This window comes from Cellulomonas sp. URHD0024 (assembly GCF_000426185.1).
Taxonomy (GTDB): Bacteria; Actinomycetota; Actinomycetes; order Actinomycetales; family Cellulomonadaceae; genus Cellulomonas.
The window spans coordinates 306,608-319,358 of record NZ_AUEW01000004.1 but is presented as its reverse complement, the minus strand read 5'-3'; the positions used below and the strand labels follow the sequence as shown (position 1 = coordinate 319,358).

At 72.2% G+C, this 12,751-nt stretch carries 12 protein-coding genes; 8 read left to right on the top strand and 4 right to left on the bottom strand.

What is annotated here, in order from left to right; translation table 11 throughout:
• Positions 1-4: 4 nt before the first annotated feature.
• The 3 genes from I847_RS0106605 (at position 5) to I847_RS0106595 (ending at position 2,199) form a co-directional block, all read left to right on the top strand.
• Positions 5-925 (top strand): hypothetical protein, encoded by a 921-nt coding sequence (locus I847_RS0106605; protein WP_028049070.1) that lies wholly within the window; start codon positions 5-7, stop codon positions 923-925.
• A gap of 105 nt (positions 926-1,030) precedes the next feature.
• Positions 1,031-1,795 carry an FHA domain-containing protein gene (locus tag I847_RS25450; protein WP_051274540.1) on the top strand — a complete coding sequence of 255 codons (765 nt, stop codon included), beginning with the start codon at positions 1,031-1,033 and terminating at the stop codon, positions 1,793-1,795.
• Positions 1,796-1,809: 14 nt separating this feature from the next.
• Positions 1,810-2,199, top strand: a complete 390-nt coding sequence (locus tag I847_RS0106595) for a hypothetical protein (RefSeq protein WP_028049069.1) — start codon at positions 1,810-1,812, stop codon at positions 2,197-2,199.
• Positions 2,200-2,220: 21 nt separating this feature from the next.
• Here the strand turns inward: I847_RS0106595 and I847_RS0106590 are convergent, their stop codons facing one another.
• The 4 genes from I847_RS0106590 to I847_RS0106575 form a co-directional block, all read right to left on the bottom strand.
• Positions 2,221-2,712 (bottom strand): hypothetical protein, encoded by a 492-nt coding sequence (locus I847_RS0106590; RefSeq protein WP_155856041.1) that lies wholly within the window; start codon positions 2,710-2,712, stop codon positions 2,221-2,223.
• Between the two features lie 68 nt (positions 2,713-2,780).
• Positions 2,781-3,272 (bottom strand): superinfection immunity protein, encoded by a 492-nt coding sequence (locus tag I847_RS26125; RefSeq protein WP_081680549.1) that lies wholly within the window; start codon positions 3,270-3,272, stop codon positions 2,781-2,783.
• 230 nt (positions 3,273-3,502) lie between these two features.
• The gene (locus I847_RS0106580; RefSeq protein ID WP_081680548.1) at positions 3,503-5,677 is read right to left on the bottom strand and encodes an alpha/beta hydrolase; all 2,175 of its coding nucleotides are present in this window, start codon (positions 5,675-5,677) and stop codon (positions 3,503-3,505) included.
• Positions 5,674-6,753 carry a trans-aconitate 2-methyltransferase gene (locus tag I847_RS0106575; protein WP_028049066.1) on the bottom strand — a complete coding sequence of 360 codons (1,080 nt, stop codon included), beginning with the start codon at positions 6,751-6,753 and terminating at the stop codon, positions 5,674-5,676. The genes I847_RS0106580 and I847_RS0106575 overlap by 4 nt, the downstream gene beginning before the upstream one ends.
• Before the next feature lie 120 nt (positions 6,754-6,873).
• Here I847_RS0106575 and I847_RS0106570 point away from each other — a divergent pair, with 120 nt between their 5' ends.
• From I847_RS0106570 to I847_RS0106550, 5 genes are all read left to right on the top strand, one after another.
• Positions 6,874-9,591, top strand: a complete 2,718-nt coding sequence (locus tag I847_RS0106570; protein ID WP_028049065.1) for a helix-turn-helix transcriptional regulator — start codon at positions 6,874-6,876, stop codon at positions 9,589-9,591.
• Positions 9,592-9,600: 9 nt separating this feature from the next.
• Positions 9,601-9,894 carry a DUF1905 domain-containing protein gene (locus I847_RS0106565; protein WP_028049064.1) on the top strand — a complete coding sequence of 98 codons (294 nt, stop codon included), beginning with the start codon at positions 9,601-9,603 and terminating at the stop codon, positions 9,892-9,894.
• A 31-nt stretch (positions 9,895-9,925) separates the two neighbouring features.
• Complete coding sequence (locus tag I847_RS0106560; protein ID WP_028049063.1) at positions 9,926-10,579, top strand: hypothetical protein; 654 nt, start codon at positions 9,926-9,928, stop codon at positions 10,577-10,579.
• 22 nt (positions 10,580-10,601) lie between these two features.
• A complete protein-coding gene (locus I847_RS0106555; protein WP_034609324.1) occupies positions 10,602-11,288 on the top strand; it encodes an alpha/beta fold hydrolase in 687 nt (228 codons plus the stop codon).
• Positions 11,289-11,559: 271 nt separating this feature from the next.
• Positions 11,560-12,747 (top strand): PIN domain-containing protein, encoded by a 1,188-nt coding sequence (locus I847_RS0106550; protein WP_155856040.1) that lies wholly within the window; start codon positions 11,560-11,562, stop codon positions 12,745-12,747.
• The last annotated feature ends 4 nt before the right edge of the window (positions 12,748-12,751 follow it).

Here is a 12,751-nt window from a genome sequence, read left to right as displayed (position 1 = left end):
GGACATGACCACCACGAAGGAGCTCACCGAGAAGCTCGTCGAGCAGCTGCGCGACGTGCCGCACATCACCGAGATCGTCGAGCTGGCGACCCCGTCGCCCGAGGAGTTCGTGCGCCGCAACGAGCTGCTGATCGAGGGCTTCGCGGACGCGACCGGCGCGCGGATCGACCCGGGCAAGAGCGTCCGGGAGAAGGAGCGCACGGTCTACCGGTTCGAGGACGGCGGCCGCGCGGTCACGTTCCACGCCTCCGGCGCCCTCAGCCTCCGGACCGGCGTCGAGTCCCTCGACGACCTGTTCGGCCAGATCCCCGCCGACGAGGAGCTGCGCGCACTCGTCGAGAAGGCGGGTGCCAGGCTCGCCCTGTCGGGTCTCGTCGACCGTGACGACGCCTTCGGCTTCGAGCGGCTCTGGAAGCTGAAGGCGGCCGGCAGCGACCGCGACGGCACCTTCAGCGACCCGGTGCTCACCCGGGCCGTCGGCGCGTACCGGCACGTCGTGCGCGACCTGCCGGTGCTCGGCCGGGCGTCGGCCAGTGTCGAGGTCACGGGCAGCGGGCAGGTGTCGGCGTTGTCCGTGTCGCTTCGTCGGTTCGCGGGCGACGCCGGCGGCGCGACCCTCGACAAGGTCCGGACCCGGTCCGTCGAGGAGGCCGCCACCGAGGTCGCGGGCCGCCTGTCGAAGGCGCTCGGCGGCCGGGAGGAGGACGTCACGCTCGACGCGCGAGGCTTCGCCTTCGGGTACCTGAGCCTCGGTCGGCGCCGGTCCCAGGGCCTGCTGGCGCCGATGTACGTCGCGTCGGTGAGCGTCGACGGCGACGAGAAGGGCGAGCGGTCGGCCCACATGGTCGCGGTTGCCGGAACGCAGGAGACGTACCTGCGGCTCCCCGTGGGCGGCCGCCCGGCGTCGATCCGTCGCGCTGCGTGAGCCGTCGGGACGGCCCGGCCTCCTGCGAGGTCGGGCCGTCCCTGTGGCGGTCGGTATCTGCGCCCGTTCGTCGCTCTCCTTCTGACATCACGGAGGAGGCGCAGCATGGCACTCTCGACCCGCGGCCAGACCACGCACCTGGTCGTCGTCACCCCGGGGCCGGACGTCGGTCGGCACATCGAGCTTCCCGAGCACCGGATCGTCGTCGGCCGCGCTCCGGACTGCGACGTGTGCCTGAGCGACCCGCGCGTCAGTCGCTCCCACGCGATGCTCGACCGCCGCGGCACCCGCGTCTTCGTCGAGGACCTCGGGTCGACGAGCGGCACGTACGTGAACCACGTCCGGCTCTCGTCTGCCTGTGAGCTGCACGCCGGCGACGTCGTCGCGTTCGCCGCCGTCGAGGCGCAGGTCCAGGCCGATCAGCCTGAGACCGCCGCCGCCCGCTACGACATCGGTACCCAGCAGGGCGGCACGATCAACAACGTCGGACGCGACCAGTTCAACCAGCACATCCACCAGCAGCGCGAGAGCTTCCTGCGGGAGGTGGCGGCGACGAGGTCGAAGGCCCGGGCGCTGGTCTGGTTCGGGGTGCTGACGTTCGTCGTGGGCTTCGGGCTCTTCGCCTACGGCGTGCTGTCGTTCATCGGCGGCATCGCCAACATCGCCCAGCAGTCCCAGTTCGAGTCTGAGAGCGGACTCGGGCTCTCGCCGTTGGGGCCGCCGGTCTTCGGGGTTCCGCTGGGCATCATCGGGTGGGGGCTCGCGGCGATCGGCGCCCTGCTCCTCGTCCTCGGCATCGTCCTGCACGTGGTCGCGACCTCGCGGCGCAAGCGTGTCGAGCGTGAGTTCCCGTCGTTCCCCGGTCGTTGAAAGAGGCGTACGTCATGGGCATCCACATCGGCTCGCAGAACGCGGGCACCATCAACAACGTCGACGGTGACCAGACCATCTACGGCGGCCAGCAGGGCACGCTCGTCCTCCTGCACGATGCGCGGCTCGCCGCGTCGTCGTTGCGCCACGTCGTCGGCACCCTGAGCCTGGACCCGGCGCAAGCCGCGGCGGCGCGGGCCGACGTCGAGCAGGTCAGCACCGCACTCGAGGAGCCTCAACCCGACCGTTCCAGGATCGCCGGAGTCCTCGAGCGCCTCACCCGGCTGCTGAAGGGCGCGGGCTCGCTCGCGGCGGCGGGAGCGGCGCTCATCGGGCCGATCTCCACGGTCGCGGCGTGGCTCGGGCACCTCGGCGCACCCGTGCTCGGTCTGCTCGCGCTCTGACCGCGGCCCGCGGGTGCCGAGTCAGCCTGCGAACCGGCGGCACTCTTCCAGCCGTGACGCGCGAAAACCGTCGATGGATGTCTCGACCATCGCGTTCGGGTCCGTCGCGCCGAGATCCACAGCGATGGCGTTGCCCCTCGCCGGCCACTGATCGAACGCCGCCGTGGACAAACCGTCGCCATACCTGACCCGGACGAAGAACGGCAGACCGAGCTCGTCGAGATGCTCGTCCGAGTCTTCCTCGAAGGTGAGGCTGTCCGGCATCGTGTTGTCGCTGAGATTCAGCGCCCACGGGCCGGAAACGTCGGGGTCAGCAGAAAGCCGTGCGGTCGCGGTGCCCCACCAGTCGTCACCCGGACCAAGAACGAGCCCCTCGGTGTCGTCGGCGGGGCACGCCTCCACGAGCAGCAGGTGGTTCCCGGTCTCGTCGGTGGCGATTCCGATGCTCCTCGAGGCCGACCCTGGTTCGCCGCAGGCCGTCAAGGTGAGCGCAGCACTCACGAGGGTGAGCACTCCGAGCACACGTCTGCTCACGACGCTGAGCACCTCCATCGGTCGCCGCGGCCCTGGCCGTCCGTCGCTCAGGGAGCGCGGTGACCCGTCCAGCGGGCACCGTCCCAGTACTCCTGCCCTTGCGTGGTGGGCGCCGCGTACCAGCCGGCAGGGACCGAGGGCTTGCTGGTGTCGTGCTTGGTCAGGAGGACCTTGGGCGGCGACGGAATCTCCAGTGGCGGCCGCTCGTCGGCCGGTCGGGCCTGCACAGCGGGCGGCTGGGTGTAGCTCGCCTGGACGTGCCCGACGAACACGGCCACCGGCGCGGCCACGACCTGGTGCGCGGAGCATGCCATGACGAGCGCGACGATCCACCCGACGAAGGTCCAGCCGAGCAGCAGGTTCACGACACCCACCGCCGCCTGGTTCGACCTGCCACGGGTCGCGGCGACCGCCCACGGAAGCATGTAGAACGACGTCAGCAAGGCGCACACCCACGCGATCGCGACGACCGCGCCGTTGGGCGTCTGCTGGTCGGTGCGGACAGGGACCTGCGGCGCGTACCCGTGCTGATAGCTCATGTCCTCTCCATCGGCCGAGCTGGCGCGCGGATGAGCGTGGCGATCGTGCCGGCGTCCTTCACCCGGACGCGCACGTCGATGCCCCACGCGACGTCACGGTGACCGCTACGTTCGCCTGTGTTCCAGCGAGACGACACGAGGGGGTTCGGGTCATGGGTCGGGGAGTAGCTCCACCGCGTGGCACGACCGTCCGGACGCCGGCCCGGGTCAGGGAGGCGCCCGTCAGCACGTCAGATCAGGTCTGCCAGCATCGCCGCCGCCCGAGCAGCCCCGTCGGTCGCCACGGGCCGGTACCGCACGTCGCGACCGGCCTCCTTGACGATGGCCTCCGCGAGCGCGTCGGGGTCGAGGGCGTCCTCGTACGCCAGGTGCCGGCCCGCCTCGTAGCGGTCGAGCCGGCGGCGGACGTGGAAGTTCTGCTCGAAGTGGTGGCGCAGCGGCACGTAGACGAACGGCTTGTTCAGCGCGGTGAGCTCCATGGTCGTCGTGAGACCGCCCTGCACCACCGCCACGTCGCACGCCGCGAGATGCCGGAACAGGTCGGGGACGTACCCGAGCACCGTTGAGCCGTCGTACGCGGGCAACGACGACGGGTCGATCCGCGGACCCGTGACGAACGCGAACCGCACCTCGGGGGCGATCGCGCGGACGAGGGGCACGACGTCCATGACGCGGCGCAGGAGCGACGTGCCGACGCCCGAGCCGCCGACGGTGACGAGGCACAGGGTGTCGCCCGGAGCGACGCCGAGTCCGGCCCGGATCCGTTCCGTCCCTTCCACCGCGGCCGGGTCGAAGCCGGTCACGTAGCCGGCGAAGTCGAAGTTGTCCTCGGTCCAGGTGCGGATGCTCGGCAGCCCGGGCCCGAAGTCGTCCTCGACCACGTCGTCCGGGTCGCCGACGAACACCGACCGGTCCCGGATGCGCGCGAACCGGGCGCGCTGCTCGATCATCTCCGCGTTGTAGTCCGCGGTGAGCGCGGCCTCGCGGGGGCCGCCGTCCGGCATCGGGAGCCAGCCGACGAAGTCCGTCAGCCACGCGAACGCGAAGCGCTTGAGCTCGGGGTTCTCGTGCAGGAAGTAGTCGACGTCCCACGCCTCGTCGCCGATCACCAGGTCGTAGTCGCCGTCGGCCACGACCTCGTCGAACACCATGAAGTTGTGCACGAGGATCTCGTCCATCCGACGGATCGTCTGGAACGCGTGCAGGTCGTGCTCCCCTGCCTCGTGCTCGAGGTGCCCGGACTCGTTGCGCAGCCACGCCGACGCGGGGTGAACCCGCTCGTCGTGCTGCCCGAGCACGCGGGTCACCGGGTGCTGCGCGAGCCAGTCGATCTGCAGGTCCGGCCGCCGGGAGCGCAGCTCGGCCGCGATCGCCACGTCGCGCTGTGCGTGGCCCAGCCCGACAGGGCTCGAGAGGTACAGCGCGCGCTTGGGCCGGGCGGCGGCCCGGACCCATCGGGGCTTCGCCGGCCGGGGATGGAGCCGGTCGACGAACTGTGCGATCAGGTGGTTGACCCTGACCGGGTCGCGGGCGGACGGACCGTGGCCGGCGCCGTCGAGCAGGACCAGGTCGCCGCCCGTGAGCTCGGCGAGCCGCTCGCCGAACGGATGCGGTCGGATCCGGTCGTCGGTGCCGTGCACGACGAGGACCGGGCACGCCACCTGGCGGGTGAGCGGAACGAGCGGCTCGCACACGGCCCCGTGGCAGCCGAGCCTCCCGGACGTGCTGTCCGCGAGGGTCTGCGGTGTCAGCTCGTGCGACCAGCCGATGCAGTCCTCGATCTGCTTGGTCGAGTGCGGCTCGGGGAACATGCGCCCGAAGAAGAAGCCGACGAAGTCGTCGTACCCACCGCCGAGCCAGTAGTGCTCGTTGTACTTGGCCCAGCCGCGGGTGGTGTCCAAGGGCTGGTCGAACGGGACGTCGTCGCGTCCGGGCGTGGGCACGTCCAACCCGCACGACGGCGCGATGGCCAGCAGGCCGGAGACGCGCGCGGGGTGCTTGGCGGCGACGTGCACCGCCCACGACGCCCCGCACGATTCGGTGACCAGCACGGCCCGGTCCGTCCCGGACGCGTCGAGGACCGCCACGATGTCCGCCGCGTACTCGCCGTCCGTGTAGGCGGCGGCGCCTGCCGGGCGACCCGACAGCCCGCTGCCCCGGCCGTCGAACGTCACCACGCGGTAGTGCCGTGCGAGGAAGCCGATCTGCGCCTTCCAGAACCGTGACGGGACGATCGCCCAGGTCGGGACGAGCATGACCGTCGGCGCGGCCGGGACGGCGTCGTAGATCTCGTAGGCGAGCTCGACACCGTCGCGCACCGTCGTCCCGACGACGTCGGGATCCGCAGACCTGCTCGGGTGCGTGCGCACCCGAGCAGTGTCCGCCTGGAGGAGGTCCGCAGTCACGGACGGATCTCGAACACGTTGTTGAACGGCGTGGTCGCCGCGGTCCGGAACGCGGTGAACCCCGCCGCGGTCGAGACGTCGCGGATCTTGGCCGGGCCGGCCTGGGTCCCCAGTGCGAGGCCGACGTCCTGGCTCAGCGACGCGGGCGTGCACAGCAGCGTCGAGAAGCCGTAGAACGCGCGGCCGACCGTGTTCAGGTTGTCCTCGACGTGGTCGCCGGCCATCGGCTCGACGACCATCCACGTGCCGTCGTCGGCGATCGCGCTGCGCACCTGCCTGGCCGCGCCCACCGGGTCGCCCATGTCGTGCAGGCAGTCGAACATCGCGACGAGGTCGAAGTCGGTGCCGGAGAAGTCGCTCGCCGAGGCGAGCTCGAACGTCACCCGGTCGTCCACCCCCGCCGCAGCGGCCCGCTCACGCGCGATCGCGATGGACTCCGGGTGGTAGTCCGATCCGACGAACGTCGCCCTCGGGAACGCCTGGGCCAGCAGGATCGTCGACGCGCCGTGCCCGCAGCCCACGTCGGCCACCCGACCGCCTGCCTCGAGCTTGGCCGCGACGCCCTCGAGGGCCGGGATCCACTCGGTCAGGAGGTGACCGTTGTACATCGACCGGAAGAACCGCTCGGTCCCGTGGTGCACGTCGGTGTTGTGCGCGTGCCAGCCGACGCCGTCTCCCACGCGAGCGGCGTCGTAGATGTCCGGGGCGTCGCGGACGGTGCCGTGCGCGATCTGGAAGAAGCCCGCGAGGTACGCGGGGCTCGTCGGGTCGGCGAGCGCGACCGCGTGCTCGGCCGGCAGGGTGTACCGACGCTCCTGCGGGTCGTAGTCGACGAAGCCGCCGGCCGCCTGGTTGTTCAGCCACTCGCGGGCGTAGGGCTCGTAGGTGCCTGTCTGCTCGGCCAGCTCGGCCGGGGTGATCGGTCGGCCGTCGGCCATCGCGGCGTAGTAGCCCAGCTTGTCGCCCATCACGACGAGGGCGGTGTTCAGGGTCGCGCCCACCTCGTCGACGGCGCGGAACACGAACGACATGAGCTTGTCGGGGTCGATGGTCCGCTGGGGCAGGGTCTCGGTCATGGTGCTGCAGCTCCTTGGGTGTGCCTGTCGTGCTGTTGGATATGTCGCTCTCGACCTTCGTCGAACCGATGCCGCCGTCGAATCAGGGGACCCCCCTGGTCTGCTCCCTAGACTCGGGACGTGCTGGTCGGCCGCGAGCGCGAACGCCAGGTCATCGCGACGCTGGTGGCCGGCGCGCGGGTGGGCGAGAGCGGCACGCTCGTGCTCACCGGCGAGGCCGGCATCGGCAAGAGCGCCCTGCTCGAGGACGCCGCCGCCGCGGTGACCGACGCCGGGATGCGGGTGCTGCGCGCCGCGGGCATCGACGCCGAGCAGGAGGTGCCGTTCGGCGGTCTGCTGCAGCTCCTGCGCCCGGTCCTCGACCACCTCGACGCGATCCCGGCGCCCCAGGCCGGGGCACTCGGCTCCGCCCTCGCCCTGACACCTGGGTCGGGTGGAGAGCGGTTCGCGGTGGGTGCGGCCGTGCTCAGCCTGCTCAGCCGCGTGGCGGAGGACGGACCGGTCGCCGTCCTCGTCGACGACGCCCACCTGCTGGACCCACCCTCCGCACAGGCGTTGTGCTTCGCCGCTCGACGGCTCACCGCCGACCCCGTCGTCGTCCTTTTGGCCGTGCGCGACGAGGCGCCGTCGGTCGTCGGCTCGGCCGGGCTGCCGATGTTCCCGGTCGAGGGCCTGGGCGCAGCCGACGCGGCCGAGCTCGCAGGCCGACTCGGCAGCCGCCTGTCCGACGATGCGCGGGCGCGGCTGCTCGCGGCGACCGGTGGCAACCCCCTCGCGCTGCTCGAGCTCACCGACGACGGCGTCGGAGCGCTGCCTCCTGACGCACCCGTGCCGGTGCCCGCATCCCTCGCGCGGACGTTCGCGCGCCGCGCGGACATCCTGTCGCCGGGAGCGCGCACCGCGGTGATCGTCGCGGCGGCGGCCGGCGGCGACCTGGCCGTCGTCGCCAGGGCCTGTGAGCTGCTCGACGTCAGCCTCGCGGACCTGGACGAGGCGGCGGCGGCACACCTGCTGACGATCGGCACGACCCACGTCCGGTTCCGGCACGACCTGGTCCGCTCGGGCATCTACGCGGAGGCCACCCCCGCGACCCGACGCGCCGTCCACGCGGCGCTCGCCGAAGCGGTCCCCGTCGACGACCTGGACCGCCGGGCGTGGCACCTCGGCGAGGCCACGAGAGCACCCGATGCCGTCGTCGCGGCGGTCCTCGACGAGGCCGCGAGGCGTGCGCACGCCCGGGGTGCGCACGCCGTGGCGGCCGCCGGCTTCGAGCGCGCCGCTCGGCTGTCGCCCGACGCCGCAGACCGCGTGAAGCGGTTGGTCTCGGCCGCGGAGAGCGCGTGGGGCGCGGGCGCTCCCGACTCCGCGACGGACCTCCTGGGCCGAGCCGCGACCTTGCCGCAGACCCCCGACCTGCGCATCCGCGCCGCCGCCCTCGACGGCGCCGTCGCGTTGCGCACCGGATCGGTCGAGCGGGCGCGGGACGTGCTCGTCGCGGCCGGAGCCGCCGCCGCCGACGAGGACCCCGACGCTGCCGTCCTGCTCCTCGCGGACGGTGTGGAGGCCAGCCTCTTCGGCGGAGACATCGCCACCGCTGCTCGGGCCGCCGACCTGATCCAGCGGATCGAGCCGCGGACCGGGCGCGCACGCTGGGTGGGCACCATGGCCGTCGCGGTCGCCGCCGTGCTTGCCGGTCGCGGCGGGCTCGACCTGCTGCGGGCAGCCATGGCCGAGGCCGACGACTTCCTCGACGACCCGCAGCTCGCACCGTGGCTGGTCTTCGGTCCCCTCTTCCTGCGGGAGAGCGCCGTGGGCCGCGACGTCATCCCCGCGGTCGTCGCCCACACCCGCAACCGCGCCGACATCGGCGGTCTGCCGCTGCTGCTGTTCTACGTGGCCCGAGACCAGGCCACGACCGACGACCGCTGGGACGACGCTGTCGCCGGCTACACCGAAGGCGTCGCTCTGGCGCGTGAGGCGGGCCAGTCCACGGACCTCGCCGCCTGCCTCGCCGGCCTCGCCTGGCTCGAGGCGCGCCAGGGTGCCGCCGCAGCGTGCGCCGCGCACGCGGCGGAGTGCCTCGACATCACCCGCGCCCACCACCTCGGCTTCTTCCAGGCATGGGCGATGACCGCGCTGGCCGAGCTGGATCTCGGGCTGGGCCGCACCGAGAGCGCGCTGGAGCGGTTCCGTGCGCTGGAAGGGCTCCTGTCCGACCTGGGCCTGCAGGACGTCGACCTGTCCCCCGCTCCCGAGATGGTGGAGGCGCTCGTGCAGCTCGGCCGCGACGACGAGGCGGCGGCTCTCGCGGTGACGCTCACCCGGCGCGCGGAGGTCAAGGGTCAACCGTGGTCGCTGGCCCGCGCCGCGCGGGCCGCCGGGCTGACCTGCCCCGACGCCGATGTCGACGTCACCTTCTCGGTCGCGCTGGCCTACCACCAGCACACGCCCGACACGTTCGAGACGGCTCGGACCCAGCTCGCCTACGGCGCCCGGCTGCGGCGGCTGAAGCGTCGGGTCGACGCCCGCGGTCCCCTGCGCTCGGCGTTCACGACGTTCGAGGAGCTCGGCGCCGGACCCTGGGCGGACCGTGCGGCCGCGGAGCTGCGCGCCACGGGCGAGACCGCCCAGCGGCGCAGCACGACGGGCCTCGGACACCTCACGCCGCAGGAGCTCCAGGTCGCCCGCATGCTCGGCGGCGGTCGGACCACCCGCGAGGCTGCCGCCGCCCTGTTCCTCAGCCCGAAGACGATCGAGTACCACCTCCGGAACGTCTACCTGAAGCTCGGGATCCGCTCGCGCGGCGAGCTCGCGGACGCCGTCAGTGGGCGTCCCTAGGCTGTCGGCGTGACGTACGAGTTCGACGCCCCGCTCTGGCGCTGGTCCGCGCGCACAGAGACGTGGACCTTCGTCAGCGTGCCGCCGGAGATCTCTGACGAGATCCTCGACCTCGCCGGCCCCGCCGTCCGCGGCTTCGGCTCGCTCCGCGTCGAGGCGGAGATCGGACCGAGCACCTGGCGCACCTCGATCTTCCCCGGCGAGTCCGGGTACGCGCTCCCGGTCAAGAAGGCGGTCCGGACGGCGAACGCGGCGGACGTGGACGACGTCCTGCACGTCCGGCTGACGGTGCTCGACCTCTGAAGTTCCGGTTCGCCTGCGCCGATGCACCCTTGTGTTCCTCACCCTGGTGCTGATCGGGTTCCTCGCCGTCGCGACGATCGTCTCGGTCCGGTGGGTGCTCACCCGCGTGGACGTGCTCGGTCGGGTCGGGCCCTTCCCGAAGATCAGCGTCGGCCTGTGCCTCGCCGTCGCGGTCGGGTGCGCCGTCCCGCTCGGTCTGCACGCGCGCCTCGAGCACCGGTTGCAGGATGGCGCGTCACAGGTCGCCGGCGGGTCCGTCGCCGTGCACTGCCAGACCGCGGGCGAGACGTGGACCGATCTCGGGTCCGAGCTCGGCTATGTCCGGTGGACTGCCGAGGGCGTACCCGAGCGCAGGACCGTGATCAAGTACCGCGTCTGCGGCGACCTGCGCTCGTGGCTCTCGTCGGACAAGCGGGACCCGGGCGAGGACCAGGTCGTGGCGGTGCACGTGCTCAGTCACGAGACGATGCACATGGTCGGGATCGACAACGAGGCACAGGCCGAGTGCGCGGCGCTGCAGAGGGACGCCGAGATGGCCGAGGCGCTCGGCGCGACACCGACCGAGGCGCAGGCGCTCGCCCACCGCTACTGGGTCGAGGTCTACCCCCGGATGCCCGACGGCTACACGGGCGGCTGCGGACCGGACTCGCGGTGGGACGAGCACCTGGCACTCGCACCCTGGTAGCTGACGCCCTAGCGTGGTGGCGATGAACGAGGCCATCGCCCTGATCCCCGGCGCAGGCGGCCAGGGCTGGCTCTGGCACCTCGTCGAGGCCGACCTGCGCGCCCGTGGGTTCGACGCCGTCGCGATGGACCTGCCCGCGGCCGACCCGGCGTGCGGCCTGCCGGCGTACGCCGACACCGTCGTCGCGGCGATCGGCGACCGGACCGACGTGACGCTCGTCGCGCAGTCGATGGGTGGGTTCACCGCTCCCCTGGTCTGGCAGCGCGTGCCCACCCGTGGCGTGGTGTTCGTGAACGCGATGATCCCCGTGCCGGGCGAGACGCCGGGTGACTGGTGGGGGCACGTCGGGTCCCACGATGCCCTCGTGGCGGCGGCCCACGAACGCGGCTACACCACCGAGTTCGACGACGACGTCTACTTCTACCACGACGTCCCGCCCGACCTCGTCGCGTTCATGAAGGCGAATCCGTCCCCCGAGACCGACACCGTCTTCGGTGATCCCTGCACCTTCACCTCGTGGCCCTCAGAGATCACCGTCGTCGCCGGCCGCGACGACCGGCTGTTCCCGCTCGAGCTGCAGCAGCGGGTCGCCCGCGAGCGTGTGGGCCGCGAGCCGGTGGTGGTCCGTGGGGGCCACCTGGCGGCCCTGAGCCACCCGGCAGAACTGGCCGACGCGATCGCCGGCTCGATCGGCCGAGCCGGCCGCTGACCCGGCAGGCCCTGCGCAACCGGATGCGCGGAGTCGTGGTCACCCATCCAGCCCCTGCCGTCCGGGGTGCCATATGGATATCGTCCCGCGTGTGCCGTTTGCGAAGATCGATGATGCGCTCCCGTCGCCGCAGTCCTACCTGAGGGCGGGGCTCCCGCGACCGTCGTCCGGCCGCCGCCTGTCGTCCTTCAGTCGGCATGAGACCGGAGACGCCGACGCCGCGCACCGCCTCATCGACGTACCTGGCGAGGCACTGATCGGCCCTCGGTCGGTGACTGTCCTCGACGCATCGGGTGCACCCTGCGCGGTCACCTGGGCGACATCCGGGCAGTACCTGACCTATCCGCAGCTCGACTCCGGAGCCGAAGGTGATCTGTTCTCGGTCTCGCGGTCGGCCAGCGGCCTCCTGAGCCTCTCGATGGGACCCGCTGAGAGCGCCAGAGGCGCGGTGATCCCGTCAGCCGTGGACACGTCCTCGGCGAAGGTGGTGACGATCGACATGTCCGTGATCCATGCACGGATAGATCCGGCGAAGTTCGCGCCGAACGATGCGCTGTTCGTGAGCGCCGCCATTGCGATCGAGCTCGCAGTCTTCTTCAGGCGTCGGACCCGGGACGGCCGCATCATCCGATCGATCGTGTTCGACCCGTGGCTCCTCACGGAGCCGGTCCCCGTCGACAGCACCGTGCTGCGGATCTACGGGCACATCGCCGACCTTGCCGAGCCAGACCTGGACGAGACCGAGATTCTGGACAGAACCGACCTCCTGTGTGCTGCCACCGCGATCGCGTACGACGCGCCGCTCTACACGACGAAGCCCGAGGCGTACAAGCCGCTCCGGACCGGGCTGCGGCTGATCCCCTACGGTCCCGTCCGGAACAAGGCCGCGCTGACCGAGGCCACGTCGACGGCACCGCCGCTGCCCACGATCGCCGTCCCGGTTGGCGGTGCAGACCTGGTGAAGTACTACCGGGCGGGCGGGGACTTCGACGCTCGAGCCGAGCAGCTCCTCCAGGCCGGGCTCGCAGATCCCTCGAAGCTCGCCGATGCCATCACCACGATCCTCGAGGACGTGACCACGAACGCCGACCCCACCTGGGTGGCCGCGATTCTCGCGCGCGCCGAGGCCCTGGCACCCGTCGTCACCCGGGCCGCGGAGGAACACCACGATCTCCTTCTCGCTGTCGCGCAGATCAACAGCATGCGATCAGCGGTCGGCGACGAGCTCGCCGCCGCACTGGTCGCGTACGCGCGCTGGGGCGTGTGGCCGCAGGACGCGGACGACGAGGGCCTGGAGCTGATCGCGGACGCCGGCAACGACGTGTTCGCGCTCCGCTGGTACGAGGTTTACCTCCGGATGGCAGGGGTCCCCGACCCGATCGTCGCCGAGGAGCTCCGCACGGTGCAGTCCGGCGAGGTGGAACCGTCCCTGGCGCGGCTGGAGTCCCTTCGCCCGTGACGGC